Genomic DNA, 25,836 nt, shown 5'->3' with positions numbered 1-25,836 from the left:
CAAAGCAAAAAAGGGGTGCCGTTTATAACGGCACCCCTTTTTAATATATAAAACAGACTTATTTGCTGTTCTTCAAGCCCTCCATCTTCGCCAGAGCTGTTTTCAACTCTGACAGTTGACGGGTTAGGTCTTCTTTAACATAAGCAGGTAGGTGATCTTTCTCAACCGCCTCTTCGTATGCTTCTACAGCGGCGTTTTCGCCGAATGTCACTGAACTCAACACCGTGTCACGGTCTTTGCCAGTGATAGCCGACTTAATGTCGATCCAGGCGCGGTGAATCTTGCTGCTTACATCGGTCGATGTCGCGTCGGTTACGGCCGAGCCGTCCAAACGTACAATATGGTCGGCCAATTGGCTGCGGAAGTTTTGGCTCTGCACGATCATCTCGTTAAACAGGTGGTCGAGCTGGCTGTCTTCCGTATCTTCTACGGCTTTCATATAGCCTTGAATACGGTCATTGTTGATCTTTACCAGATCATTTAGGTCCTCTACAATCTCTTCGTTCTTAATCATGACTAACGCTGATAGAATGGTTTAACTACAGACTAAAAACTGTACGAGCGGGTCAATGTTCAAAAAAAGCCGCCCGGTTTATCAACCGGGCGGCTTTTTTACATAGTTTTCCCGTAGCGGATTGCCAACACGGAAAGCGGATACAGTTGGCATCTGTGTAGAGCCGCCTGGTTTAAAACTCAGCTGATTTTGGGGCACGCGGGAAAGGAATAACATCCCGAATGTTGCTCATGCCGGTTACGAAGAGAACCAGTCGCTCGAAGCCAAGTCCGAAGCCTGAATGCGGCGCTGAGCCAAATCGGCGCGTATCGAGGTACCACCAGATTGCTTCTTCTTCAATACCGACTTCGGCCATACGGGTAGTTAGTTTTTCCAGATCGTCTTCGCGCTGCGAACCGCCAATGATCTCACCAATGCCCGGGAACAGCACGTCCATAGCGCGAACGGTTGGGCCAGGGGCAGTTGTCGACTCATCCTGCTTCATGTAGAATGATTTGATGGCCCGTGGGTAATTGGTCAGAATAACCGGTTTTTTGAAGTGTTTCTCCACCAAATACCGCTCGTGTTCTGATTGAAGATCGATGCCCCAGCCTACTTCGTATTGGAACTGGCCTTTTTTAGCCGGTTTTGAGTTGCGGAGAATCTCAACGGCGTCCGTATAAGTCAGGCGCTCAAAGTCATTGTCAACCACAAACCGAAGTTTCTCGATCAGGGTCATCTCGCTTTGCTCTTCTTTCTTCTTGGTCTTTTCTTCCTCTTTCAGGCGATTTTCCAGGAAGGCCAGATCATCGGCGCAGTGCTCCAGCGCGTATCGGATCACCGATTTAACGAAGTCCTCGGCCAGGTTCATGTTGTCTTCCAGTTCGAAGAACGCCATTTCCGGCTCAATCATCCAGAACTCGGCCAGGTGGCGGGTCGTGTTCGAGTTCTCGGCGCGGAACGTGGGTCCGAACGTGTAGATCTTCCCTAGTGCCAGCGCACCCAGCTCGCCTTCCAGCTGCCCGGAAACGGTTAGGTTGGTTTCGCGGCCGAAGAAATCCTGGCTATAATCGACCTTGCCGTCCTCGGTTCGGGGTGGGTTAATGGGGTCGAGGGTCGATACGCGGAACATTTCACCGGCACCCTCTGCGTCGGAAGCGGTGATGATCGGCGTATTCAGGTAGTAGAACCCGTTGTCGTTGTAGTACTTATGCACAGCAAAGGCCAGCGCGTGGCGAATGCGCAGAATGGCACTGAACGTGTTGGTGCGTGGGCGCAGGTGGGCAATCTCGCGCAGGAACTCAAGAGAGTGCCGCTTGGGTTGTAACGGATATTTCTCTGGGTCGGCGGGGCCGTAAATATGCACCTCGGTAATTTTTACCTCCACGGCCTGCCCCGCACCCTGCGACGGCACCAACTCACCCGTGATGGCGACACAGGCACCGGTAGTGATGAGGCGCAGGGTCTCGTCGGGCAGAAACCCCGCTTCGGCTACCGCCTGAATGGTGTGAATTGTGGAGCCGTCGTTGATTGCCACGAATACGGCGTTTTTGCTTTCGCGCTTGGTACGTACCCAGCCCTTCACCGTCACGGTCTGGCCAGGTTCCGTCTGAAGCAGTTGCTTAACAGGTAGGTAACTCATGGGGCAAAGATAAGCCGTTGGGCCAATTGGGTTCAACGTTTACCGGCCAAAGTCCGGCGTTGAACCGCAAATTGACCCGTTCTTCATATTCCAGTCCCTGTCTGTTGGTCCGGTTTTCACCTTTGGGCCACCTATGTTACTGTCTATGGCTACCGAAAACCCAAAACGAACCGTGCTCGATACTGTGAAGCAGTATGGGGGGCGGCTATTTGGGTTTATCCGTGATCGGGTGCGCACGGAGGAAGATGCGGAAGATATCTTGCAGGATGTCTGGTACCAGCTTAGCCGGGTGGTCGATCTTGATCAGATCAGCAGCCTCAGCGGCTGGCTCTACGAAGTAGCCCGCAACCGCATCACCGACCGCTACCGACGTACCCGTGAAACGACCTTTACCGATGCCGCCCGCTCGGATGAGGATGACGCCGATTTGTCGCTGGATGATCTGCTTATGATCGATCCGGAGTCGGCCGATGATCCGTCGTTCCGCGATTTGATCTGGGATGAGCTGATGCGCGCCCTGGCTGAACTGCCCGACAGTCAGCGGACTGTCTTTGTGCAGAATGAACTGGAAGATCAGACCCTGCAGGCCATTGCCGACCTGACGGGTGAGAATCTGAAAACCATTATCTCGCGGAAACGATACGCTGTGCAGTACCTTCGTAAACGGCTCCAATCACTCTACGACGAACTGTCGAATTCTTGACAACCATGCGCTACGGACCCAAACGCCGCTTCATCTGGATACCCTTCTTCGTGCTGCTCAGCGCCTCGTTGCTCTCGGCAGCGGTCATGTGGCTCTGGAATCACGTCCTGGTCGAGGTAGTCCAGGTACGTCCGGTCACGTTCTGGCAAGCCGCCGGACTGATGCTGCTCAGCCGACTGTTGTTTGGTAACTGGCCCGGTCGCGGCCGTCCGGGGTGGGGTCAGGGCACCCGATCTGCCTGGAAAGCGAAATGGCAACAGATGAGCGACGAAGAGAAAGCCCGCTTCCGCGAACAGTGGCGAAAACGGATTTAAGGTTTGATGTTTGTCGGTTGATGTTGCGCTACTGAGGAGTTAACCCATTGATAAACAGGGTAAATTAAGACGTCAAAAAAAACGTCAAACTTTTTTAAAGTAATTCCCCGACTTGTGCGTCATCCTGGTTGAAGCCGTTTATAACCCCGGCTGTCAACCTGATTATGAATCGCATGCCTCGCTTCCTGTTGCCCGCCATCGCGTTTGGCGCGGCGTTGATTGCCTTCCCATTTTTCTTCTTAAAACTAGCCTTGTTCGGACTGTTCGTGGGTGGAGCCCTGCGCTTCATCGGTCGCCGGGCTTTTGGTGGCGGATCGAGTAGCCAGTCAGCGGCTACCTGGGGTAGTCCATGGCAGGCTCGCCGGATGGAGTTTACAGACCGAATCCGTACCATGAGTGATGCCGAGTATGCCGCGTATACGCAAAAAAACCAGCCGCAGCGCACCATTCACCTGAAGCCGTTTGGCGATAACAGCGAAGATTTTGTGCTGTAACGGGCAATGTACCCAGTGAGTATCCAGTCAACTTAAACAACAAAAACATGTATCATCACCAACATCGCCATCAGCAGCATGGCAACCCATTTGCGCAATTTATTCGGCCTTTTTTCGGAGGTTGGCGTCGGCCAAAGCATAACGTGCCCATGAACGTAGAAGATCATGGCGATCACTACCGAATTATGCTGTATGCGGTCAGTTTCGACAAGGCTGATATCAAGATCAGCGTGTTGCACGACCAGCTCATTATTCAGGGTACCCGTGCACACGATCCCGCTACCGACCCCGCTTTCCTGCTACAGGAGTACCCGTTGAAATCGTTTGAGCGCACACTTCCCCTAAGCAACCGCGTCGATACGGCGGGGATCACGGCCAAGCAGGAAAACGGCGTACTGGTGCTTACCGTGCCCAAAAAACCTGAGCAGGTTGTGAACGTGAGTTAAGCGTAGCCTGGCTAGTCGTAATCGTAAATGTGTCCTCCATCCGTTGGCTGACGTCCTCTGTTGCTTTGTTCAGGTACGCATCGTACCCTGGCAGCGTCACGAAGGACGAAAGACAACGGATGGAGGACACGTTCAGTTATTAATGGAGCGGCAGGCTTTTTATTCGCCCGCCAACTACGTCATCGACCGGGTATTGAATCAGGAATGCCTTTTCGTCAATAGCCAGAATCAGACTGCGAAGGCGACTGATTTCGAGCCGGGTAATGACCACGTATAGTACGTCGACATCTTCCGGCATGTTGCCTCGCTTGCCATGCCCCTGAGCCCCTTTCAGGACGGTTACGCCCCAGCCCGCAGTTGAGAGCTCTTCCCGAATGGCAGTATAGTCTTTTGAGACAACCAGAATGGCAGTGTATTCGTCGATACCATGCACGATGAAGTCGATGGTTTTTGAGGCCGCGAAGTAAGTGATCATCGAATACAGCGCCAGTTCAATCGTGAGGAAGAAGGCGGCCGCACCGAAAATAAAGACGTTGAGGAGCAGAATGACATCACTCACCTTCATGGTGGCCGCCTGACGGCTGATAACCAGCGCTGCCACTTCGGTGCCGTCCAGCACAGCCCCGCCCCGCATGGATAGACCGATGCCCGCGCCAATAAAGAAACCGCCAAACAGGGCCGTCAAGAGCAAATCAGGCGTTACGTCGGGGTAGGGCACGAAAACCAGGCAAGCTGATAAACCAGCGATACCTAACGTACTTTTTATGGCAAAGGCCCGACCGATTTGCCGGTAACCGAGCCAGATAAAGGGCAGGTTAATGACCACAATGCCAACGGCGAGTGGTATGCCCAATAATGAAGAGAGCAGCATGGAAATACCCGTAACACCGCCGTCGATAAACTGGCTGGACAGCAAAAAACCTTTTAGGCCAAAGCCAACGCTGAGTATTCCGGCAATAATAAACGCCGCGTCGCGGACATAATGGGTTGGTGGATGTATTGGCATGATAGTAAGTAAGCTAGTTGAAAATAAAGTGGGTTTGGTAACCCCCTATTTAACTAACGCGATACGGGATAAATCGTTGGCAAGCTGCCCGAATGAACCGAAATTAGGCTTGGCAGTCGTACTTTCCCGGCGTATATTAGACATACTTATCTCGCATAAAATAGTCACCAGTATGGGCCTTATTCAACCGATCGGTACGCTCGACCGAACCCTTTCGAAAACCGCCATCGTTCGTCTGGCATCCGACCACGGGCAGCAAATTATTGACAGCGGCAACTATGACCTGCTGAAGACCTATGTGGAGATGAAGCGGTACGAGGTATACATCAAAACGATCATTGCCCGCCTGAAAAACCACAGCGTCGCCCAGGCGCAGGAACTTCGGGCCATTACGCAGCAACCAACCGTGCCGCCCCTGAATGAGGATGCCGAAGCATCCGTCACGTTTCTGCCCATGCCAACGAGTTCGGCCACGTCGCTCAGCGAAACAGACGAGCTTGCCGACGATCCGATTGTTCGGAACAACACGATCAGCTACACTACCGCCAGCGTTCAGATTACCAAACGGGTCACCTACGATTACTCGCAGGATGCTGAATGGCAACGGCTTACGGCCGAAATTGCCGCGTTGAAGCTGCAACTCAAACAACGCGAGGAATACCTGAAAACGCTGGACGATACGCCCGCTCATGTACAGGAGAATGTCTCAGTGCGCCTCTAGGTACGTTCTATACTTGAGCTATTTGTTGAGACACGGGACCAATTCGGTAATGAAATAGTTACACCTTTACAGACTTGCTCAACACTGATAGATACCTGTTAAGCGTGTACACCTACTCTTCCGACGCTGCACTCTGGGATGATTTTTTGACGGGCAACCGCGAGGCCTACGCGTGTATGTATGAGCGGTACGCTAAAACGCTGTATAACTATGGCTACAAAATTGCCCAGAACAGGCAGCTTGTCGAAGATTGCCTACAAGACCTGTTCCTAACCATCCTGGAAACCCGCACCCGGTTGGGCCGGACCGACTCCATCAAGTTTTACCTGATGCGTTCCCTTCGCCGCGAGATTGTGCGGCGGTTGCAGGCCGAACAACGATTCGATCCAGACCCCGATGCCCTCGACTTTCAGGTAGAGTTCCACTACGAACCCACCTGGCTCGATTCGCAGATCTCGGCTGAGCAATCGGCTGCGTTACTGGTTGAACTGAACGCCCTGCCGCCCCGGCAGAAAGAGGCGCTTTTCCTGAAATACTTCGATAACCTCAGTTACGAAGAGATTGCAGGGGTAATGAATATCGAACAGTCGTCGGCCTATAAAATCATCTACAAGGCCATTGCCGCGCTCCAAAAGCGCGTGGGCAACAGTGTGCTGATGCTACTTCTGCTGTAAAGTGGATGCATGCGTGCGCGCTTTATTTTTATCCTGAGAAATAGTTGCATTCGTGAGGGATAATATGAGGCTGTGATTTCTTCTGTAAGAAATCGCCCGGACTACCGGACCAGCCAATGCCTCACGATCTACCATCCGACTATTCGCAGTTTACCCTACGGGATTTTGTCCTTGACGAGTCCTTTCGTCGGTGGGTGCTCCAGCCTGACGAGGCGACGATGTCGTTCTGGCATACGTTTATGCTGCGCCATCCGGAAAAGCAACTCGTTGTTGATGATGCGGCTTCCCTGCTTTTACACCTGCGTACCAACTACGACGACCTCACCGACGCGAGTTATGAGCGAATCTGGGCCTTGCTCGACGAAGCCCATGCAGCGCAGTTTACGCCCGTATTGGCGTTGGCTGCTAGCCGGTCGGTTTGGCAGCGATTCGGAAGCTGGAAAGTAGCCGCCGCTGTAGCTGGCCTACTGGGTACGTTGGCTACTGGCTGGTATATCCGCGAAAGCCGGCATCGACATGAAGAGCATACTGCCTTTGGCGAGACGCGTACTCTGGTGTTGCCCGATGGTTCAACCGTACAGCTAAACGGCAATTCGACGTTGACCTACCGCGACGACTGGGCGGCCAATCAGGCGCGCGAGGTATGGCTGGACGGAGAGGGCTTCTTTACTGTGACCAGGCAGGCGGTGGCCGGGCAGCGGATAAAGTTTGTAACCCACACGCCAGGTCTGGATGTGCAGGTGTTGGGCACGCAGTTCAACGTAAACTCACGCCGGGGCCAGACCGACGTAACGCTGGTAGAAGGCAAGGTGCAGTTGATTCGGCCGGGCAACAAAAAAGCTACCGTGCTGGAGCTGAAACCGGGGCAAGTAGCCACGGCTCGTCCGGGTATTGAGCAGGTGGCCCTGCAACAAACGCTCCCTGATGTGCAGACGGCCTGGACCCAGAAACAATTTATGTTTGACAGAACCCCCCTGCGCCAGGTTGGGCAACAACTCAGCGATGCCTACGGCCTAACGCTGGTGTTTGATGACGAAGCCCTGGCTAGCCGGCAGTTTACGGGCAACCTGTCGAGTCAGGACGTAGAAACCCTGTTACTGGCGCTGGCTGCCACCTTCGATCTGACGGTCGAGCGTGACAGTAGTACCGTGTATCTCCGTAAAAATAAGTAACGGGTCGGCGGCTTTTGGCTGGTCGATCGCTAGTGCACAGTTGTATCAAATCGAGTTGTTTGATTGGTTTATTCTACTGAATTGATCAACGTTATTTTAATCATCCAAAACCATGAAGAATAGGTACGTTACCTTATCTGTGCTGGTTGGCCTTAGTCTGTACAGCGTGCCTCATCTGGCTGCTGCACAGATGATGACACGGGCCAACACGCCGAGCAGGAGCACTACGCTGCACCTCGACGCACAGAACGACGACATTCGCCTGAATCGGACGCGATCGCTGAAAAAGGCCTTGTCAGATATAGAGCGAAAGTATGGCGTCAACTTCGCGTATGACGAGCAACTGATCAATGGGCGGTTGGTCGATGCCGAGCTGACGGGAAACACCCTGGAGCAGACGCTGATCAATACGCTGGCGGGACAGGGATTGCGGTTTCGAAAGATCAAAGACAACCTCTTCGTCATTCAGGCTGCGCCTGCTCCCAAACCGGTTACGGCCACCCCTTTAGCCAATCCAGCCACGGATCGCTCCGGACGGGGGACCGCCGACGTGGTGGGGGCGCCGGTCAGTGAGGCGGTCGTTAAGCGGATTACGGGTCGGATAACCGACGAAAATAACGCCGGACTACCGGGGGCCAACGTCATCGAAAAAGGGACCACAAACGGCGCCACCACCGATGCCGACGGTAATTTCGTGATCAACGCCAGCGACAATGCAACTACGCTGACGGTGAGCAGCGTGGGTTACACCACGCAGGATATTACGATTGGTGACCAGGCGGTAATCAACGTGAAGCTGGTACCCGACGACCGCACGCTGAACGAAGTGGTAGTCATTGGGTACCAAACTGTTCGGAAGAAAGACCTGACCGGCGCTACCGACGTAATCAGCCCTACGCAGTCGAACCGGGTAACCGCCAACTCCCTCGCAGAATCGATTCAGGGTCTGTCGCCGGGGGTAACGGTGCGCAACACGGGTTTGCCCGGTCAGGGCTCGTCGATCCAGATCCGGGGGGTGGCCAGCTTCCTGAATACCGATCCGCTCTACATCATCGATGGCATGATTGCCGATGCCAATCCGACGATCAACACCAATGATATTGAGTCGATTCAGGTGTTGAAAGATGCATCGGCGGCGGCTATTTACGGCTCACGGGCAGCCAATGGCGTTATTATTATCACTACGAAACAGGGCAAAGAAGGGCCGGTGAAGGTGTCGTTTTCGGCCAAATACGGCGCGCAGAGTCTATACCGCCGCTGGGATGTTACGGACGCACAGGGCTTTGCAGCCCTGCAACGCGATCAGTACCGCAACTCAGGCCAGCCAATTCCGGGTAGCATCAACGTGCCTGACAATCAGTTGATAAACACGAACTGGCAGGATCAGGTGTTGCAAACGGGTAACCTGCAAGACTATAACCTGACCTTGTCGGGCGGAAACGCCAGCAGTTCGTACCTGGTATCGGGTAGCTATTTCAACAACAAAGGCTACGTGCAGGGAACAGGCTTCGACCGGGTTAGTGCCCGGATAAACACTCGCAGCCAGATTGGCCGGGTTACGGTTGGGGAAAACATGGTGCTGACGAATTCAAACATTCAGAATCCGCCGGGCTACATCAATCCCATTTACGACATGGCCTACATGCTGCCCGTCATTCCGGTGCAGGACCCCAGGTACGTTAACGCCACGAACCCCGAAGGCTACGGTATCGGTACGATCCCCGACGCTATTTCGTATGCTTACAACCCTGTAGCGGCCCGGAATCTGGTAACCAACAAGAGCAACTTTGCCAAGATCGTGGGTAACGCGTTTGTCGATGTCAAGATTCTGGACGGACTGACGTATCGCTTTAACGCCGGTCTGGAAGCCAGCTTCGACTATACGCAGAACCTCCGCAAAATCGGTGTGTATCAATACAGTGCGGCTCCGGTGCCTAGTTCGATCGGTGAAGATCGATCACGGTTTACCAGCACGCTGTTCGAGCACACGCTGAATTTCAACCGCACGTTTGGGGCGCACAGCATCAATGGCGTGTTGGGTGTCAGCCAGCAGAATACGCAGCGCGATATAACGTCGGGTTCACGGACGAATCTGGCGCAATCGGGTGGGCAGTATTTCGAGACCATTAATGCGGCTACGGGTGTCTCGAATTCGGGCGGAGCTACGCCCGACAAGTATTCGATTCTGGGCTATATCGGCCGGGTCAATTACGCCTATAACGATCGGTATCTGCTTACCCTGACGGGCCGGGTAGATCAGGACTCGCGGTTTGGGGCCAATTATCGGGTCGGTTTCTTCCCGTCGGTCGCGGCTGCCTGGCGCATCAGTCAGGAAGAGTTTTTCAACGTTGGCTGGATTTCGGATCTGAAACTGAGCGCCTCGTACGGCAAACTGGGTATTGTGGTGCCAACACTGGGTTCGTTCCCGTACACGGCCTTCATCAACAGTAACCCCCGCGCCATTTTCGGTGTCGACCAAACCCCCAACGTAGGGGCGTACCAGGCGCAATTGGCTAACCCCGATTTGCGGTGGGAGGAACGTACCCAGCAAAACATCGGGCTGACGGCCAGCTTCCTGAATAACCGCATTTCAACCGAGATCAACGTGTATAATTCGCTCTCGACAGATGCCATTCTGAACCTGCGGGTGCCGGGCTATCTGGGTAACCTCCGCGGCGATCCGTTCGTGAACACGGCGTCGATCCGGAACCGGGGCGTTGAGTTAGCGCTGACGTACCGCGACAATAGCAAGGCTGTGAAATGGGATGTATCGGGCAACTTCACAACGATTAAAAACCGGATCGAGAACGTAGGTAACCAGGGGCTGAACATCAACTATATCCAGAGTGGTAACACCCGTTCGCAGGTGGGTCAGTCAGTAGGTCAGTGGTTTGTGCTGAAAACCGCCGGTATCTTCCAGAATCAGGGTGAGATCGATGCCTACGTTAATCGTGATGGCACGCGGATTCAGCCCAACGCCAAACCCGGTGATATCAGGTACGTTGATACTGACGGCAACGGTACGATCAACGTTGACGACCGGCAGTATGTGGGTTCACCCTGGCCAACGCTACAGGCTGGCCTGCAGGGCAATGCCAGCTATAAAGGGTTTAGCCTGAATGTGCAGTTGGTTGGCGTATTTGGGTATACGGTGTACAACAGTGTGCGGGCTGGCCTTGATGGCTACCAGAATACTAACTTCCGCCGCGATGTCAGCCCCTGGTCGCCAACGAATACCAACACATCGGACCCGCGAATCGGGCTGCAAAACGACGATCTGGGCATTCAGAGCAACAACCTGGCCTACACCGATCGCTGGCTCGAAAACGCGTCGTACGGCCGGATTCGTAACATTGAACTGGGTTACACACTGCCAGCACCGTTGCTAAGCCGCGCGAAGGTGCGCAATGCGCGGGTGTACGTAAGTGGACAAAACCTTTTCACAGTAACGAAGTACACGGGCCTTGACCCGGATGTGACAGGTGCCAATATTCAGGAGCGGGGTGTCGATAATGGCCACTATCCGTCACCACGGGTAATTTCGGTCGGTATCACTGGTGATTTTTAATTTATAAACGACCCCACCCCCGGCCCCTCCCCTTAAACAAGGGAGGGGAGGCGCTTCGGTGTAGCTCCGCATGTTGGCGAAGCCTACGCTAAAGAGGCCCCCCTCTCCTTGTTTAAGGGGAGGGGCTGGGGGTGAGGTCAACAACTACCATGAAAAACATACTCATTGGCGTAGGGCTGGCAGCAACAACGCTGCTGGTCGGTTGCCGACAGAACCTGGATATAGTGAACCCAAACCAGATCACGACTGAGTCGTTTTGGAAGTCGGGCGCTGATGCACTGGCCGGGGTAAACGCCATTTATAGCACCATGCACCGGGAAGGTACCTCGCGCTGGGTGCCGTTCTTCTACATCATCCGGTCCGACGAGGGGCGGAGTCAGAGTCCGTATGCGCCCATCCCCAATAATGCCGATCAGTTTCAGATCACGGATACCAACCTGGATTTTGGCTACACGGTCTGGCGCGATAATTTCATCGGGGTGAACCGGGCCAATCAGGTCATCAACAACGTACCTGGTATTACCATGGACGCCACCCTGAAAAATCGGTACCTCGGCGAAGCCAAGTTTATGCGTGCGCTGTTTTATTACCAGCTGGTTACGCTGTATGGTAGCGTTCCGCTGATTACCGGCGTTGCGGTGGCAGGCGACAAACCAACGTCGGCTCCGCAAACCGAGATCTGGGCGCAAATCGAGAGAGACCTGACCGAGGCAGCGGCGGTGTTGCCAGCGACCTACGGAACGGCCGATCTGGGCCGGGCTACCAAAGGCGCGGCGTATGCGCTGCTGGCCAAAGCCCAGATGCAGCAGCGTAAATACACCGAAGCGCTGGTGCCGCTGCAATGGCTGGCCGACGGGGAGGGGAAAAGCGTGTACTCGCTGATGCCTACCTACCGCGACAACTTCCTGATTACGTCGGAAAACAACCGCGAGTCGGTATTCGAAATTCAGTTTGCGCTGAACCCCGCCGAGTTCACGGATGATGATACGCAAGACCCCAACCACAACTATGGCACGTCGGTGGCGCAGTTTTTTGGCCCGTCGGGAGTCGGTTGGTCAGATGGTGAAGCGAACCGCTGGCCGATCTACGAATTCAACGAACGAACCACTACTGGTGCCCGTGACCCTCGTCTGGAAGCATCGTTCCTGTTCGACTCGACGGATGTGCGCGGGCCGGCCTTTACCCAGATTTATGGACGGACGTTCGCGCAACGGTACGGTACCGGCGGCGACAGCAAGCGGGTGTGGTTCCGGAAGTTCCAGAACGACCACTGGAAGAATGAAGAGGGCTACCGCTCGCCCAACAACTGGCGTTACATCCGGTATTCAGACGTGCTGCTCATGTATGCCGAAGCGCTGAATGCGACGGGCAAAACTGCGCAGGCGTATGCCTATGTAGATCAGGTACGTGCGCGGGCAGGTTTACCAACGCTCACGGTGGCCCGTCCGGGCTTATCGCAGGCTCAGTTCCTGACGCAGCTCAAGCATGAGCGCGTTACCGAACTGTCGGGCGAAGGGCACCGCTGGAACGACCTGGCCCGATGGGGCGATCTGGGCCCAGGCCTGGCGCAACGCGACCCTGGTTTCCGTAACTTCGTAGTTGGTAAACACGAGGTGTTGCCCATTCCGCAGATCGATCGCGACCTGAACCCCAACCTGGCTCAAAATCCGAATTACTAAACAAAGAAGGGTTCCACCTAGAAACGCGGAGCTACAGAGTTTTCTTCAATAGAAAATAATAACTCTGTAGCTCCGCGTTTCTAGGTGGAACCCTTCTTTACGCCAACTATGAGAAATACACTCTTTTCAGCGCTTATCCTGATTTGCTTTGTTGGTGGGTATAGCTGTAAATCAACAACCAACGGGCCGGTAACGCCAACGCCGCCCGTGGTGACGGTCGATACCGTTGGTAAGTTCAGGAATCCGATTTTGCCCGTTGGTCCCGACCCCTGGGTAGCGCAGAAAGACGGGTTTTACTATGTGATGCACACAACCGGCGGTAATCTTCGGATTTATAAGACCAGCACCATGAGCCGGCTCGATCAGTCCCGCCCCGTTACCGTCTGGACACCCCCCGCCAGTGGCCCTAATTCGCGGAACATCTGGGCTCCCGAGCTGTTCAACGTCAACGGGAAATGGTACATCTACTATACAGCCGACGATGGGCAGGACCGAAATCACCGGATGTATGTGCTGGAAAACGAAGCTGCCGACCCAACTACCGGTACGTGGGTAGATCGTGGCCAGTTGGCCCTGCCCGAAAACAAGTGGGCTATCGACGGAACACTGCTCAATCTGAACAACCAGCTCTATTTTGCCTGGTCGGGCTGGGAGAATGACCTGGGTGGCGCGCAATACCTGTATATCTGCCAGCTAACGAATCCGTACACGGTAGCGCCCGGAGCGCGGGTACGTGTGTCGGCTCCCGACTATTCCTGGGAAAAACAGGGGTTCGGCGTCAATGAGGGGCCGGAGTTTCTAGTCAATGGCAACAAGGTGTTTCTGGTCTATTCGGCCAGCTTCTGCGGCACTGATTTGTATAACCTGGGCCAGCTAACGGCCAACACAACGGCGAACCTGCTTGACCCCGCCAGCTGGACTAAATCGGCTACACCTGTCTTTGGGCCAAATGCAGGCGGTGGTACCTACGGCGTAGGGCATAACGGCTTTTTTAAGTCAGTCGACGGTACCGAAAACTGGATCATCTACCACGCCAACGCCGCGTCGGGACAAGGTTGCGGCGATTTCCGGTCAATCCGGATGCAGCCCTTCACCTACCGCACCGACGGCACGCCCAACTTTGGGACGCCGCTGCCCGTGGCCGAATACATCAAACGTCCGGCGGGTGAATAAAGCCTGACACCTAGCTGGTTTAAACGTACCTATGACGGCTCAGAGCCTGCATATATCATGGTTCGTAGATACCAGTAAACTACATGAAGATGCTGACGCTGGCTGTTTGTTCAATCGGATAACGGCTGTTGTACTGGCTGGCCACCATTCTGTAAGTACATAGAAGGGTGGCCAGTTTGGCTTTATGCTGGTAAAGCAGTTGCCTATAGCTAGGCAGAACAAGCATTGGCTGTTACACCACGGCCGCGCCTGATTTGATGGCTACGGCCGAACCGTCGGCCAGAAAAACGGAACTGGGTGGCTTCTCGAAAAACGGCGCAAACGTTGGCCCGTATAGGCGGGGTATGTTGCAGTTGACGTCGTAATCGGATACGGTATGGATTTTCCATTGCGGGTGAACCACCTCATACTCCGACGTCTTGCCTGCGCCCCGGCCGGTATATCCCCAGTAATGCTCGGTAATGAAGGCCTCTTCGCTATCGGCTACCAACGGTTGGCCCAACAGGTCGGCGCTCACGCGGATATGATTCCAGTCGCGGTCTACTTTCCATTCGTAGCTGATATGCTGGGTGTCGCCGGTTTGAGTCAGGCTGTGCCGCATTGGGTGCGTGGCGTAGGGCTCACCATACAGGGTTTTGGCTACTAGGGTAATGGCTAGTTTTGGTACGATCTCTTTCACAAACACAACGCCCCGTTTCCAGCCGGTATCGGTTTTACGCCGTACATAGAATCGCAGATTAAACTCCTCAAACTCTCGGTGGAACGGTACCGATAGCTGACCCAGTAGCTTCACTTTCTGAAAGTAAAAGCCGACGAGACTGCCATAGCAAACGCCGTTGAACTCGTCAAGCTCAGTACCATAGGGAACCAACGGCGCCAGCACGTCGCGGTCGATGGCATAATTAGCAAAAATCAGGTTTCGCCATTCGGCGGTCAAGAAGGTGGTAGCCATACGGTGGTTGATGAACGGTTTAGCAATGTAACGATGCGTATACTAGATCGTTCATCTGTTCCCCGAATGATGCCCTGCCAGGCCGCTTGTTTCGTCCATAGTAGATGGATCGATAGCTACATTATCGGCGATGCATTAAACTGAAACAGCCCGGCAAGAATGTATCTCGCCGGGCTGTTTGCTTAACTGTGCTGGTTGACTTACTCAATCCACTTTAGTACCACGCCGGCTAGCGGTGGCAGCGTAACCGGTAAGGCGTACGGCTGACCGTGCATCGGCGCATCTTCAGTGTGAATTGGCTCAGCGTTTAACAGCCCACTACCGTAGAAGTCAGCTTTATCGGAGTTGAAGATCTCGCCATAAAAACCCGTCGATGGTACGCCCATCCGGTAACCGGGTCGGGGCACAGGCGTCATGTTTAGGGCAATGATCAGCGTTTCCTCTGGTTTCTCACCCCGGCGCAGGTACGTTACCACACTGTTTTCGTGGTCGGTGGTGTCGATCCATTGAAAGCCATCGGCACTGAAGCTCCGCTCATACATGGCTGGTTCGGTGCGGTAGAGTTGGTTCAGGGCTTTCACGCACTCGGCTATGCCTTTATGCGGGGCAAAGTCGAGCAGATGCCAATCGAGGCTACGCTCAAAGTTCCACTCCGAGGTTTGTCCGAATTCACCGCCCATAAACAGCAGCTTTGTGCCGAAATGGGTAAACATGTACGTGTACAGCAACCGCAGATTGGCAAACCGTTGCCACTCGTCGCCCGGCATTTTGCTCACCAGAGAATGCTTGCCATATACCACTTCATCGTGCGAAAGCGGCAACACGTAGTTTTCTGAAAAGCCGTATATCGTGCTGAACGTCAGTTCGTTCTGATGGTACTTGCGGTTGATTGGCTCGCGCTCGAAATACCGCAGCGTATCGTTCATCCAGCCCATCATCCACTTCATACCGAAGCCAAGGCCACCCGTATAGATTGGCCGTGACACGCCCGGAAACGCCGTTGACTCCTCGGCCACCATCTGAATGTCCGGGAACTCGCGATAAACCGCTTCGTTGATTTCCTTAAAGAGCGAGATAGCATCCAAGTTTTCCCGGCCACCATAGATGTTAGGCTCCCATTCGCCCGCGTTACGTGAGTAATCGAGGTACAGCATCGACGCTACGGCATCTACTCGCAGTCCATCGGCGTGGCAGCGGTCGAGCCAGAACATGGCGTTGCTAAGCAGGAATGAACGTACCTCCGGACGACCGTAGTTGAAGATATACGATTTCCAGTCGGGGTGGTAACCCTTGCGTGGGTCGGGATGTTCATATAGGTGCGTGCCATCGAATTCATAGAGGCCGTGTGCATCGCCGGGGAAGTGAGCCGGCACCCAGTCGAGAATAACGCCGATACCCGCCTGGTGCAGGCGCTCCACCATCCGCATGAAGTCCTGCGGGTGTCCAAAGCGGCTACTTGGTGCGTAGTAGCCCGTTACCTGATAGCCCCATGAAGGCGCATAGGGGTATTGCATCACTGGCATGAATTCAACATGCGTGAAGCCCATCTCCTGTACATAAGGAACGAGGGCGTCGGCAATTTCGCCGTAGGTTAGCTCCCGCTCCGGATTCGATGGGTCGCGCCGCCAGGAAGCCATATGCACCTCGTAGGTAGATACGGGCTTGTTCAGGCCATTTTTTTCGGCCCTCGTCGACATCCACTCGTGGTCATTCCACTCGTAGTACGTATCCCATACGCGCGACGCCGTGAGGGGTGGCACCTCCCACAAGTGGGCGTACGGATCGCCTTTTTCAAGCTCACGACCGCCTTCGTGTACGATAAAATACTTATACGTCTCTCCGTTGCCGATGTTTGGGACAAACGTCTCCCAGATGCCCGACGAATCCCAGCGAACGTTCATGGGAGCACTGCCCCGATCCCAGCCGTTGAAATCACCGATTATAGCCACGTATTTGGCCGACGGTGCCCAAACGGCAAAGTAGGTACCTACCACCCCCTGGTGGGTTACTACGTGTGAACCGAATTTTTCGTAAAGCTTGGAATGAGTGCCTTCCCGAAAAAGGTGAATGTCAAGGTCCGTGAATCGAGAATAGGCGCCTGTTGGTGTTTGGATTGGCTGTTCAACAGGAGTTGGTTCTGGAAGGGTAGGGGTATTATCCGCCGCCGCGGTAGTTTTGCGCTTGGCCATAGGTTGATTAATGTGCTTAGAAAAGGAACACGTTAGGCGCTTGAAAGTTAGTAAAAACCAACGCAAAAGGCCCACTACATAATTTGCGGTCAGTGGCAAACTACATAGTGGGCCTCTCGGGCGCGTATTCAGATCGATTAGACCTGTGCTTTTTTCATGCAGCACGATGGGCCACCCGACGCTTTCTCACATTTTTTCTCGCACTGTTCAGCTTTCGTTTTTTTCTCTTTCTTCGCTTTACTGGTATCACCGGCAAATGAAGCAGACGACAAGGTAGCAACCAGGGCCAGGCCCATCATTACAGTTTTCATGGTAAGTAGTTGGTTTAGTTCAGCCAATAACCTACAAAATCTGGACCAGAAAACGGGGGCAGGTCTAGGGTTTGAGGTTGCGCTGCTGACTCACCATCTCGCTGACTAACAGCGCAACCTCAAACCCTAAACCTCAAGCTAGTTCTCCAGCACCAGTGACCAGCTGATATCGGCGGTGGGGCGAAGCTGTGCGGTGGCAGAGCAGTATTTGTCCATCGACAGGTCAATGGCGCGACGCACTTTTGCTTCGTCCAGGCTGCCTTTTAGTCGATATTCGATATGAATTGAGTTGAACGGCGCTGGTGTGGCACCCGCTTCCCGCTGACCACGTACCTGGATTTTGAAGTCGTCGATGACCTGCTTTTGTTTATTCAGAATCACTATGACATCAATGGCACTGCAACCCGCCAGGCCCATCAATAGCATTTCCATTGGCCTGGCTCCTGCGTTGTGCCCCCCAATGTCCGTCGATCCGTCGATATCGACGGTGACGTTGGAGACGCCCGTAGCAGCAAAATGAAAGGCATCATCCACGCGGACTAAATCGACCGTCATGGTGTTATACGTGGGGGCTACTGCGGTAGCATCAGTGGTTTTCATAGGTAACGGTTTTGACACAATCGTAAAAAGAACGTATCTTCAATTTGTTAAACAGACAAAGCGCATGTCCGAAAAAGTTTCCAATGACTTATTCGACTTAAAGAATGACCCCCGCCTGAGTGTCTATCTCTACCGGACGGGCTTCGGCTGCTGGCTGCTGTATATCATGGCCGGTGCACCAATCATGGCCAGTTTACGCTTCTACCGGACTGATTTGGGCATCCTGTCTTTCTTTATGATGATTAGTGGCTTAACCGCCTCAATGGTATATGACTATCATCATAACACAGCCCTCTTCATGCAGAAGAAAAAGTGGCTGGCTATTGGCTACTGTCTGCTTGCCGGACTAATCTATTTTGTTGTGCTGGGCCACAAATCGCCCACCCTTCCAAACTGGCTCTCGTTCTAGCGGGGTGCTTTTGGCATACAAACTAGCCGCGTTTGCATACCACATATCCGCAACAGCCTACAAGAGCGGTATGCTGCCTAGCTTTCAGTTCAGGTTCGCTATAGATTTGACACATCTATTTAACCAGCTTACTAATACTGATAACTAACATGGCTACTTCTACTGTCTCTAACCATGCTGCAAATCGGATCGGTTTTGATGAATGGCCTTCGCTCCGGCTTTATCAACGCGAGTGCGGTCAGCAATCATTCTCTGTTGCCAATCTGGTTTACCTTCAGTCAGAAACCAACTACACCTGGCTGAACTGGAAAGATGGGAAGCGGATGCTGATGCCCCGTACACTTAAATTTTACGAGCCTAAACTGCCGAACCAATTCTTCCTGCGTTTACACCGCAATTGCCTGGTCAATGCCCGTTATATCGTTGGCGTTGAGCGCGAATTGTCAAGTGCTTACGTAGTGCTGACCACCGGCGAGCGGCTCCCAATCTCCCGGCGCCGCTGGACAACCATTAAACGAATGGTTGACGCCCATACGCAGATGAATTAGTGCAAACCATAGAAGTGTCAATTCTCCTGGTTCAAGGGCTCTGCTACACTAACGAATGTAGATGTAGTGGAGCCTTTGGATCAAGAGGCTTGACAACTGAAGCATATAAGCTCATTTCAATACGTTTGTAATTTCGTTGAGGCGGTCCATTTTAGCCTGGAAATCGCCGGTCAACTGCTTCCTGATGGCGGTCAGGTTATCCAGGGTCTCCTGGAGTGAGTCGGGAAGCATTTCCTCCAGCACCTCCCGAAACCGCTTGGCGAAAGTTGGCGATTTACCGTTTGTAGAAATGGCGATCTTCAAATCGCCTTTTTTTACGACCGAACTCAGGTAGAAATCGCAAAGCGGCGGGGTATCGGCCACATTCACCAGAATTTTTCGGGCTTTACAATCGGCCTGTACCTGCCGGTTTACCTCCTTGTCATTGGTACCAACAATGACGATATCTTTCCCGTCCAGGAAATCGGGTCGGTAGGTGGCAACCACCAGGGTCACTGCTTGGTGTTGCTTGGCTAGTTCATGAATTTCAGCACGAATCTCCGGGGCAACCAGCGTAACGGGAGCATCAGGAGAATTAGCCAGCACAGCCGTTAGCTTCTCTAAACCAACGTACCCACCCCCAACGATCAGGGTTTGCAACTGGTCTAACTTAACGAAAATAGGGAAGAGGGTATTCATGCAAATCGGGTGGTTCAGCAAGCTTGTCTGCCTGTTGAACCACCCGATTTGAATTCAGGTTTCATGTTTCCGGCCGGATACTGACCGTACTGTTGACTTAAAACTTAAAGCCCAGATTTACGCCCAGAATCCGACGTTGTGAGTTCGAGGTATTATCGCGCAAGACATTCTGGAAACCGTGGTGATAAACGAAATCCAGGAACAGTGGGCCCGCGTCGAAACCAATGTTGGCCAGACCATTCAGCGTAGCATCGTTAAAGTCGCTACGTTGCAGGTTCAGAACGCTGTTATTACCAGCCAGGGGAGTGGCAAACTCGGCACCAACCTGTAACCGGATACCCGACACGCCCCGTTCTGACTGCGCCAGTTTGATACCTACGTAGGCAGGTACGTGCAGGTACTTCTGATCGACGTTCGAAATAATGCCGCCTGGCGTGGTGCCATCGCCCGACCGGTAGAACTCAGAACTCGATGTCAGGTATTCAGCACCGATCTGACCGTAGAAACGGCCTCCGCCCCGTACGAAAAAGCCAAGCTGATAACCTAACCGGCCTGCCAGACCAGTGGCATTGCCTTCAGCGTCCAGTGATTCTCCCTCAAAACGGGTTGAGTTAGCCCCACCGTAAATACCAAACGTAAAGTTTTTGTAGTTGTCTCGACGATCCTGTTTTGTTTTCTTTTCGATCGATTTCTGCCCATCGTCGAAGCCTTCGTCATAGGCTTTGCTCAAGTCATCGATGCTGTACTGTCTACCCGAACTGCGGTCGCGGTAGTCATTATCATAGCGTGAATCGCTCGACTGGCGGCTGCGAAATTCACGGCGGCTGTCAATGCGCGCATCAACGTCATTACCGCGGCGGTCATCACGACGCAATTCCAGATCGCGGTCTCTAAGCTGGCGGTCCCTGTCGCGCAGTTCACGTTCCCGGTCGCTGAGACGATCATCACGCCGGTCATCGCGACGATTGTATTGGTCTTCAACCCGGCGGCGATCTTCCAGTCGGTTATCGTCGTAGCGCTGCGCAGCAGCGGTGTTGGCCCCCAGCATACCTGCTCCCAGGGAGAAGGCAACCAGTGCAATGGCCCGTACTTTCTTTTTCATAATCTGTTGAGTTGGTAAGCTTGTTTATTTTCTAAAACCGGCGTCTTGCGGGATTGTTCGTATAATTGTCTATCTGTCCTATAGAAATAAAAAAAATGGCCATCCTGCTCAGGGATGGCCATCACTAACTGCTGCCTAAGCAACAGCGGCACTCATCTAGGACTGCACTCTAGAATTTAAAGCCAACACTGGCGCTCAGAATACGACGTGACGATCCCTGGAAATTGGTGATCTGTACGGCGTTGCTCAAGCCATGGTGATAAGTCAAGTCAATCAGGAATGGACCCATGTCGAAGCCTAACTGGCCAAGTGCATTGAATGAACCACTCTTAATTTCTGAATCACTCAAGTTAAACTGGCCACTCGTTGAGCTAATGCGGTTTGCATATTCTACACCAGCTTGCACACGAATGGCTGAAATACCACGATCTGATTCGGTCAGTTTGTAACCAATGTATACAGGCACCTGGATGTACCGGATGTTGATCTGGTCACGAATGGCGGCTGCCGATTGACCATCATTTGGACGGAAGTAGTTTGAGCTAGAAGCAAAATACTCAGCGCCGATTTGGCCAAACAAACGACCACCACCCCGCACGAAGAAACCAGCCTGATAGCCTAAGCGACCTGATGGATTCTCTGCGTTGATGCTTTCACCCCGGAAACGAGTTGTGTTTACACCAGCGTAAATACCATATGCAAAGTTCTTGTAATCGTTGGTGCGTGCTGGACGTGCTGTTGTTTCAGTTGAATACGTGCTGTTTGTCGTAACTGTTGATCCGTTGGTGGCAGCTCCCGAGTTATACGTATCTGTTGTTGTTGGGGTCGTTGCAGATGTGCCGTTACCCATGCTGTTGGTATTGTAGCTACCATTGGTTGAGGGCGTAGTGGTCGACGTACCCGTTCCCATACTATTTGAGTTGTAGCTGCCATTGGTTGATGGTGTCGTGGTCGACGTACCCGTTCCCATACTATTTGAGTTGTAGCTACCCGTGGTCGATGTGCCAGTACCCATACCATTGCTGTTGTAGCTGCCCGAAGTTGACGAACCACTGTATGAACCTGATGCAGTGCCAGTACCCATACCGGTGCTGTTGTAGCTGCCTGTGGCTGATGAGTTGCTGTATGAACCCGTCGACATACCCGACGTACCCATGCTGCTACCTGTTGTTGAACCGCTGCTGTACGGCGTACCTGTGGTCGAGGTAGGCCGGTTTGTGCTGCTGTTGGTTCCCATTGTTGCGTTGCGGCTATTCTCGTTGTTTGTATTTGACGAGTTATAGTTCGACGTGCTTGTTGTCGTTGACGACGTCCTGGTCGTCTGGTTCTGGCCGAAGGCCACGCCTGCCGACAGTAAGCCGACAGCTAGAAGTACCTTATTCATTTTCATAACGTTTTTTGTTGGACACTAAAAAAGGCGTGGTGTGAACCACGCCTCTTTAACCTATAGGGTTGTTAGATTGTTTTTTTGTTACCGCATTTGCTTATACATGTTAATCAGACCATTAGTCGAACTGTCATGGCTGGTAACAGGGGTATCAGCCTCTAACTCAGGCAGAATTTTACTGGCTAGTTGCTTTCCTAGTTCAACACCCCACTGGTCGAAACTAAAGATATTCCAGATCACACCCTGCGTGAAAATCTTGTGTTCGTACATCGCAATTAGGCTTCCTAAGGCTCTGGGGGTCAGTTGCTTGAGCAGAAACGAGTTGGTTGGTCGATTTCCGGAGAACGCTTTGAACGGTGCAATCTGCGCAATTTCAGCTGCTGTCTTGCCCGCCTTCTGTAACTCGTCAGCAGCCTCCTGTTCTGTTTTACCATTCATCAGTGCTTCTGTCTGCGCAAAAAAGTTTGACAACAGTAACATATGGTGGTTGCCAAGTGGCCGCTGACTAACCGCGGGAGCGATAAAATCACAGGGAATTAGCTTGGTACCCTGGTGTATAAGCTGGTAAAACGCATGTTGTCCGTTAGTGCCAGGCTCGCCCCAAATGATTGGACCGGTTTGGTAATCAACCGGTTGACCGTAACGGTCAACTGATTTGCCGTTGCTTTCCATATCACCTTGTTGGAAGTAAGCCGCAAACCGGTGCATGTATTGATCGTATGGCAGAATGGCCTGCGACTGCGCTCCGTAGAAGTTGTTGTACCAGATACCCAGCAAGGCCAATGTAACAGGTATGTTCTGCTCCAGCGTTGTATCCCGGAAGTGCTCGTCCATGGCATGCCCACCCGCCAGCAGATCAGCAAAATTGTCGAAACCGATGTAGCACGCAATTGATAAACCGATAGCCGACCAGAGCGAATAACGACCACCAACCCAATCCCAGAAGCCAAACATATTGGCTGCATCGATCCCAAAAGCTGTTACTGCCTGCTCATTGGTCGAGATAGCCACAAAGTGTCGGGCAATGCCTTCGGTCGTGCCGCCATTATCGAGAAACCACTGCCGCGCCGAGTTGGCGTTGGTCATGGTTTCCTGAGTGGTAAACGTTTTAGACGCAATCATGAACAGCGTCGTTTCGGGACGTATCTGTTGTAGGGTTTCGTAGATATGAACGCCATCTACGTTCGATACAAAGTGAACCCGCAGGTTAGGGCGAGCATACGGTTTCAGGGCTTCGGTTACCATGACCGGTCCCAGATCTGACCCGCCAATACCAATGTTTACGATGTCGGTAATGGCTTCGCCGGTATGGCCTTTCCACGTACCTGAACCCAGCTGCTCTGAAAAGTCGCGCATGTGATCGAGTACCGAGTTGATGCCCGGCATCACGTCTTCTCCATCTACCATAATCGGCGTATTAGCACGGTTACGCAAGGCCACGTGCAACACCGCGCGGCCTTCTGTACCGTTAATTTTGTCGCCGGTGAACATCTTGCCAATTGCGTCATTAATGCCTGCCTGTTCGGCCAGCTGGCGAAGCAGGTTCATGGTTTCGGCCGTTACGCGGTTCTTCGAGAAATCGACCAGCATATCCTCGAAGCGGAGCGAAAACTGGTTGAATCGCTCTGGATCATCGGCAAATAAATCGCGCATGTGCGTTGATTCGGTAGCCTCAAAATGGGCTTTCAGTTGCGCGAAGGCGGGAAGAGCCAGGAAGGGGTGATTTGTCAGCATGGTTGTAGTCAATTAAAAAGCTGTGCGAATATCGACGTTTATTCTACGCCATCAAGCACCAGCACGTGTCCAGTCATCGGGAATTGACGGCGCTGATCGTCGGAAATGCCGTCTGCCGCCGATGTTACATAGAGTTGATTGCCTACTGAAGCTACTTTAGTAACATTTAGCGCCGGTAGCTCGATGGTACGAAGCAGGCTGCCCTGCGTGGTAAATTGCCGGATGCAGTTTGTGCCATACTCGCCTATCCACAACGTACCTGAGGCGTCCATCGATACGCCATCCGGCGAGCCTCCAAAAGGCCACTCGATTAGTAACATTTCAATAGGGGTAGCTGCGTTTAGCTCAATCTGATACACGCCCTTCTGTCGACCCGCATGTCCTTCCGATTCGGCTACATAAATAACCTGGTCGGTCGCTGAGACCGCCGGGCCATTGCTAATCAGAAAGTTAGTCGATAGTTCGGTGGCTTTCCCCTGCTGGCTGTAGCAAAGAACCCGGCCAAGGGGATGCTTCACCTCCATATCCATCGTTGTCACGAAAAGCGACTGCCCGTCGGCCGACAGGCTGCCGTCGTTGACCCGAATCTGTGGTGAATCGGTATCTACCGTATCCAGGCGCTCAAGTTCGGGTGGTTGCTGGTCGCGCAGAAAGGCGGCGTGCGGTCCAGATTTCAAGCCCAGCCAGTAACGTACTCCATCGGGATGCGGTAACACAAAGCCAACCAGTTCGGGCGTTTGCCATACCTGAAGGTCGCTACCGTCGGTGCTCGAGCGGTACACGCGCCGCTCCAAAATATCGACCCACCACACATGATTGTGCCGCTGGTCATAGTAAATACCTTCTCCCAGTTGCAGATTTCCTGCGAAAAAAGAGTTTATCTGCATGCGCTAAAATAGGTTAGTCAATGCATAGTTCGTCCATCCGGTCTGGGTCCATCACAAACGTGTTGAGGTCGACAAACCCACGAATTCCCTTTACCCAGCCGCTTTTGTTATGCTGCCAGATATACAGTTTGTCGGGGTCGTACCGATTCAGGTTCGATTTAGAATAATCGGCGATCCAGAGGGGGTATACATCGAAATTGTCTTTGATAAACCGCTTATACAGGCTGGGGTTTGTATAAATGATGGGCCGGACATTGTACTCTTCTTCCAGCGCATCGAGAAACAGGTGCAGATCAGCGATAATTTTGTCGTCAGCTACCCCGTTTGTGACCTCAAAATCAAGCACGGGGCCAAAGTCACCCGTTTTCAAAGAAACCCGTTTAATGAAGTTGGCGGCCTGTTTAATGGGGTCGCGGGTAGGGTGATAGAAGTGGTACGCACCCCGGCGAATGCCTACGCGTTTGGCTTCTTTCCAGTTTTTGGTAAACGTGGGATCGCCCAATGTAGCGCCTTCAGTGGCTTTGATAAACACAAACTGCATGCGCACGTCCTGCTCGTTCATGGCCGCTACCCGATCCCAGTTAATGCGGTTGTTGTGTCGCGATACGTCAAGCCCGTGGACCGTGTAACGCAATGGAAATTTTACGCCGTATCCGTCAACAAAACGCCATTCCATTACATCGGCCGGGCGGGTCAGTTTCCAGAGTAGTGCCCCAACCAGTAACGTACCTGCACCCAGCCAGATCAGCCGTTTGTACTGATGATAGATGAATCGGAGCAGAACGAGTGCTTTCATGAACGATGGGTAAATTGGATTGCAAACATACAAAAATGGCAACGGCAACGCCCGAAGACGCTGCCGCTGCCATTTTTGGAAAACCAATTTGATGATTGTGGTTTGACGTTACGTTGCTCAATAGCGAACCAGCAGCACGACGTCAAGCCCCAACCATC

Annotated in this window: 25 protein-coding genes; 12 read left to right on the top strand and 13 right to left on the bottom strand. The window is 53.0% G+C overall.

The genetic code is table 11. The features are described 5' to 3' along the window. Positions 1 to 58 precede the first annotated feature (58 nt). Together F7231_RS24370 and asnS are read right to left on the bottom strand one after the other, a co-directional pair. Complete coding sequence (locus F7231_RS24370) at positions 59 to 514, bottom strand: ferritin-like domain-containing protein (RefSeq protein ID WP_085413170.1); 456 nt, start codon at positions 512 to 514, stop codon at positions 59 to 61. Positions 515 to 686: 172 nt separating this feature from the next. Then, positions 687 to 2,135: an asparagine--tRNA ligase gene (gene asnS, locus F7231_RS24365; RefSeq protein ID WP_085413171.1), complete on the bottom strand. Its 1,449-nt coding sequence runs from the start codon at positions 2,133 to 2,135 to the stop codon at positions 687 to 689. A 145-nt stretch (positions 2,136 to 2,280) separates the two neighbouring features. Here asnS and F7231_RS24360 point away from each other — a divergent pair, with 145 nt between their 5' ends. From F7231_RS24360 to F7231_RS24345, 4 genes are all read left to right on the top strand, one after another. Continuing rightward, on the top strand, positions 2,281 to 2,838 hold the full coding sequence (locus F7231_RS24360; RefSeq protein ID WP_085413172.1) for an RNA polymerase sigma factor: 558 nt from the start codon (positions 2,281 to 2,283) through the stop codon (positions 2,836 to 2,838). 5 nt (positions 2,839 to 2,843) lie between these two features. Then, complete coding sequence (locus tag F7231_RS24355) at positions 2,844 to 3,152, top strand: hypothetical protein (protein ID WP_085413173.1); 309 nt, start codon at positions 2,844 to 2,846, stop codon at positions 3,150 to 3,152. Positions 3,153 to 3,316: 164 nt separating this feature from the next. After that, on the top strand, positions 3,317 to 3,646 hold the full coding sequence (locus F7231_RS24350; protein WP_085413174.1) for a hypothetical protein: 330 nt from the start codon (positions 3,317 to 3,319) through the stop codon (positions 3,644 to 3,646). A 47-nt stretch (positions 3,647 to 3,693) separates the two neighbouring features. After that, on the top strand, positions 3,694 to 4,092 hold the full coding sequence (locus F7231_RS24345) for an Hsp20/alpha crystallin family protein (RefSeq protein ID WP_085413175.1): 399 nt from the start codon (positions 3,694 to 3,696) through the stop codon (positions 4,090 to 4,092). 139 nt (positions 4,093 to 4,231) lie between these two features. On the opposite strand, the gene F7231_RS24340 is transcribed toward F7231_RS24345, so the two are convergent. After that, on the bottom strand, positions 4,232 to 5,098 hold the full coding sequence (locus tag F7231_RS24340; RefSeq protein WP_085413176.1) for a YitT family protein: 867 nt from the start codon (positions 5,096 to 5,098) through the stop codon (positions 4,232 to 4,234). Positions 5,099 to 5,270: 172 nt separating this feature from the next. Between F7231_RS24340 and F7231_RS24335 the strand changes: the two genes are divergently transcribed. From F7231_RS24335 to F7231_RS24310, 6 genes are all read left to right on the top strand, one after another. Next, the gene (locus F7231_RS24335; protein ID WP_166693875.1) at positions 5,271 to 5,819 is read left to right on the top strand and encodes a hypothetical protein; all 549 of its coding nucleotides are present in this window, start codon (positions 5,271 to 5,273) and stop codon (positions 5,817 to 5,819) included. 104 nt (positions 5,820 to 5,923) lie between these two features. After that, entirely contained in the window at positions 5,924 to 6,493 is a 570-nt protein-coding gene (locus F7231_RS24330) for an RNA polymerase sigma factor (protein WP_310589385.1), read from the top strand. 116 nt (positions 6,494 to 6,609) lie between these two features. Continuing rightward, positions 6,610 to 7,665: a FecR family protein gene (locus F7231_RS24325; RefSeq protein ID WP_166693874.1), complete on the top strand. Its 1,056-nt coding sequence runs from the start codon at positions 6,610 to 6,612 to the stop codon at positions 7,663 to 7,665. A gap of 112 nt (positions 7,666 to 7,777) precedes the next feature. After that, positions 7,778 to 11,233, top strand: a complete 3,456-nt coding sequence (locus F7231_RS24320; RefSeq protein WP_166693873.1) for a SusC/RagA family TonB-linked outer membrane protein — start codon at positions 7,778 to 7,780, stop codon at positions 11,231 to 11,233. A gap of 149 nt (positions 11,234 to 11,382) precedes the next feature. Continuing rightward, the gene (locus F7231_RS24315; protein ID WP_085413180.1) at positions 11,383 to 12,912 is read left to right on the top strand and encodes a RagB/SusD family nutrient uptake outer membrane protein; all 1,530 of its coding nucleotides are present in this window, start codon (positions 11,383 to 11,385) and stop codon (positions 12,910 to 12,912) included. Between the two features lie 108 nt (positions 12,913 to 13,020). Next, entirely contained in the window at positions 13,021 to 14,085 is a 1,065-nt protein-coding gene (locus F7231_RS24310) for a glycoside hydrolase family 43 protein (RefSeq protein WP_166693872.1), read from the top strand. Positions 14,086 to 14,317: 232 nt separating this feature from the next. On the opposite strand, the gene F7231_RS24305 is transcribed toward F7231_RS24310, so the two are convergent. From F7231_RS24305 to F7231_RS24290, 4 genes are all read right to left on the bottom strand, one after another. After that, positions 14,318 to 15,037, bottom strand: coding sequence for a YqjF family protein (locus F7231_RS24305; RefSeq protein WP_166693871.1), 720 nt, complete (start codon positions 15,035 to 15,037; stop codon positions 14,318 to 14,320). Between the two features lie 200 nt (positions 15,038 to 15,237). After that, on the bottom strand, positions 15,238 to 17,226 hold the full coding sequence (glgB, locus tag F7231_RS24300) for a 1,4-alpha-glucan branching protein GlgB (protein WP_166693870.1): 1,989 nt from the start codon (positions 17,224 to 17,226) through the stop codon (positions 15,238 to 15,240). A 137-nt stretch (positions 17,227 to 17,363) separates the two neighbouring features. Continuing rightward, on the bottom strand, positions 17,364 to 17,537 hold the full coding sequence (locus tag F7231_RS24295; protein ID WP_166693869.1) for a hypothetical protein: 174 nt from the start codon (positions 17,535 to 17,537) through the stop codon (positions 17,364 to 17,366). 138 nt (positions 17,538 to 17,675) lie between these two features. Continuing rightward, positions 17,676 to 18,137, bottom strand: coding sequence for an OsmC family protein (locus F7231_RS24290; protein ID WP_229370311.1), 462 nt, complete (start codon positions 18,135 to 18,137; stop codon positions 17,676 to 17,678). A 64-nt stretch (positions 18,138 to 18,201) separates the two neighbouring features. On the opposite strand from F7231_RS24290, the gene F7231_RS24285 reads away from it, so the two are divergent. Further along, entirely contained in the window at positions 18,202 to 18,546 is a 345-nt protein-coding gene (locus F7231_RS24285) for a hypothetical protein (RefSeq protein WP_085413185.1), read from the top strand. Positions 18,547 to 18,695: 149 nt separating this feature from the next. Then, positions 18,696 to 19,094, top strand: a complete 399-nt coding sequence (locus tag F7231_RS24280; RefSeq protein WP_085413186.1) for a LytR/AlgR family response regulator transcription factor — start codon at positions 18,696 to 18,698, stop codon at positions 19,092 to 19,094. A gap of 111 nt (positions 19,095 to 19,205) precedes the next feature. Here the strand turns inward: F7231_RS24280 and F7231_RS24275 are convergent, their stop codons facing one another. The 6 genes from F7231_RS24275 to F7231_RS24250 form a co-directional block, all read right to left on the bottom strand. After that, entirely contained in the window at positions 19,206 to 19,772 is a 567-nt protein-coding gene (locus F7231_RS24275; protein ID WP_166693868.1) for a precorrin-2 dehydrogenase/sirohydrochlorin ferrochelatase family protein, read from the bottom strand. A 97-nt stretch (positions 19,773 to 19,869) separates the two neighbouring features. After that, entirely contained in the window at positions 19,870 to 20,874 is a 1,005-nt protein-coding gene (locus F7231_RS24270; protein WP_085413188.1) for a hypothetical protein, read from the bottom strand. 169 nt (positions 20,875 to 21,043) lie between these two features. Continuing rightward, complete coding sequence (locus F7231_RS24265) at positions 21,044 to 22,258, bottom strand: porin family protein (RefSeq protein ID WP_229370309.1); 1,215 nt, start codon at positions 22,256 to 22,258, stop codon at positions 21,044 to 21,046. Positions 22,259 to 22,345: 87 nt separating this feature from the next. Then, complete coding sequence (gene pgi, locus F7231_RS24260) at positions 22,346 to 23,995, bottom strand: glucose-6-phosphate isomerase (protein WP_166693866.1); 1,650 nt, start codon at positions 23,993 to 23,995, stop codon at positions 22,346 to 22,348. 38 nt (positions 23,996 to 24,033) lie between these two features. Then, a complete protein-coding gene (locus F7231_RS24255) occupies positions 24,034 to 24,882 on the bottom strand; it encodes an SMP-30/gluconolactonase/LRE family protein (protein ID WP_166693865.1) in 849 nt (282 codons plus the stop codon). 13 nt (positions 24,883 to 24,895) lie between these two features. Beyond that, positions 24,896 to 25,678 carry a glycoside hydrolase family 25 protein gene (locus F7231_RS24250; protein ID WP_198172090.1) on the bottom strand — a complete coding sequence of 261 codons (783 nt, stop codon included), beginning with the start codon at positions 25,676 to 25,678 and terminating at the stop codon, positions 24,896 to 24,898. Positions 25,679 to 25,836 lie beyond the last annotated feature (158 nt).

Source organism: Fibrivirga algicola (assembly GCF_011742925.1).
In the GTDB taxonomy this organism is placed as follows: Bacteria; Bacteroidota; Bacteroidia; order Cytophagales; family Spirosomataceae; genus Fibrella; species Fibrella algicola.
The sequence above is the reverse complement of the archived record's forward strand: the minus strand, read 5'-3'. Positions and strand labels throughout refer to the sequence as shown.

Excerpts from the sequence above, each read along its gene's own strand:
- F7231_RS24370 (WP_085413170.1), bottom strand. The coding sequence starts at position 514 with ATGATTAAGAACGAAGAGATTGTAGAGGACCTAAATGATCTGGTAAAG.
- asnS (WP_085413171.1), bottom strand. The coding sequence starts at position 2,135 with ATGAGTTACCTACCTGTTAAGCAACTGCTTCAGACGGAACCTGGCCAG.
- F7231_RS24360 (WP_085413172.1), top strand. The coding sequence starts at position 2,281 with ATGGCTACCGAAAACCCAAAACGAACCGTGCTCGATACTGTGAAGCAG.
- F7231_RS24355 (WP_085413173.1), top strand. The coding sequence starts at position 2,844 with ATGCGCTACGGACCCAAACGCCGCTTCATCTGGATACCCTTCTTCGTG.
- F7231_RS24350 (WP_085413174.1), top strand. The coding sequence starts at position 3,317 with ATGAATCGCATGCCTCGCTTCCTGTTGCCCGCCATCGCGTTTGGCGCG.
- F7231_RS24345 (WP_085413175.1), top strand. The coding sequence starts at position 3,694 with ATGTATCATCACCAACATCGCCATCAGCAGCATGGCAACCCATTTGCG.
- F7231_RS24340 (WP_085413176.1), bottom strand. The coding sequence starts at position 5,098 with ATGCCAATACATCCACCAACCCATTATGTCCGCGACGCGGCGTTTATT.
- F7231_RS24335 (WP_166693875.1), top strand. The coding sequence starts at position 5,271 with ATGGGCCTTATTCAACCGATCGGTACGCTCGACCGAACCCTTTCGAAA.
- F7231_RS24325 (WP_166693874.1), top strand. The coding sequence starts at position 6,610 with ATGCCTCACGATCTACCATCCGACTATTCGCAGTTTACCCTACGGGAT.
- F7231_RS24320 (WP_166693873.1), top strand. The coding sequence starts at position 7,778 with ATGAAGAATAGGTACGTTACCTTATCTGTGCTGGTTGGCCTTAGTCTG.
- F7231_RS24315 (WP_085413180.1), top strand. The coding sequence starts at position 11,383 with ATGAAAAACATACTCATTGGCGTAGGGCTGGCAGCAACAACGCTGCTG.
- F7231_RS24310 (WP_166693872.1), top strand. The coding sequence starts at position 13,021 with ATGAGAAATACACTCTTTTCAGCGCTTATCCTGATTTGCTTTGTTGGT.
- F7231_RS24305 (WP_166693871.1), bottom strand. The coding sequence starts at position 15,037 with ATGGCTACCACCTTCTTGACCGCCGAATGGCGAAACCTGATTTTTGCT.
- glgB (WP_166693870.1), bottom strand. The coding sequence starts at position 17,226 with ATGGCCAAGCGCAAAACTACCGCGGCGGCGGATAATACCCCTACCCTT.
- F7231_RS24295 (WP_166693869.1), bottom strand. The coding sequence starts at position 17,537 with ATGAAAACTGTAATGATGGGCCTGGCCCTGGTTGCTACCTTGTCGTCT.
- F7231_RS24290 (WP_229370311.1), bottom strand. The coding sequence starts at position 18,137 with ATGAAAACCACTGATGCTACCGCAGTAGCCCCCACGTATAACACCATG.
- F7231_RS24285 (WP_085413185.1), top strand. The coding sequence starts at position 18,202 with ATGTCCGAAAAAGTTTCCAATGACTTATTCGACTTAAAGAATGACCCC.
- F7231_RS24280 (WP_085413186.1), top strand. The coding sequence starts at position 18,696 with ATGGCTACTTCTACTGTCTCTAACCATGCTGCAAATCGGATCGGTTTT.
- F7231_RS24275 (WP_166693868.1), bottom strand. The coding sequence starts at position 19,772 with ATGAATACCCTCTTCCCTATTTTCGTTAAGTTAGACCAGTTGCAAACC.
- F7231_RS24270 (WP_085413188.1), bottom strand. The coding sequence starts at position 20,874 with ATGAAAAAGAAAGTACGGGCCATTGCACTGGTTGCCTTCTCCCTGGGA.
- F7231_RS24265 (WP_229370309.1), bottom strand. The coding sequence starts at position 22,258 with ATGAATAAGGTACTTCTAGCTGTCGGCTTACTGTCGGCAGGCGTGGCC.
- pgi (WP_166693866.1), bottom strand. The coding sequence starts at position 23,995 with ATGCTGACAAATCACCCCTTCCTGGCTCTTCCCGCCTTCGCGCAACTG.
- F7231_RS24255 (WP_166693865.1), bottom strand. The coding sequence starts at position 24,882 with ATGCAGATAAACTCTTTTTTCGCAGGAAATCTGCAACTGGGAGAAGGT.
- F7231_RS24250 (WP_198172090.1), bottom strand. The coding sequence starts at position 25,678 with ATGAAAGCACTCGTTCTGCTCCGATTCATCTATCATCAGTACAAACGG.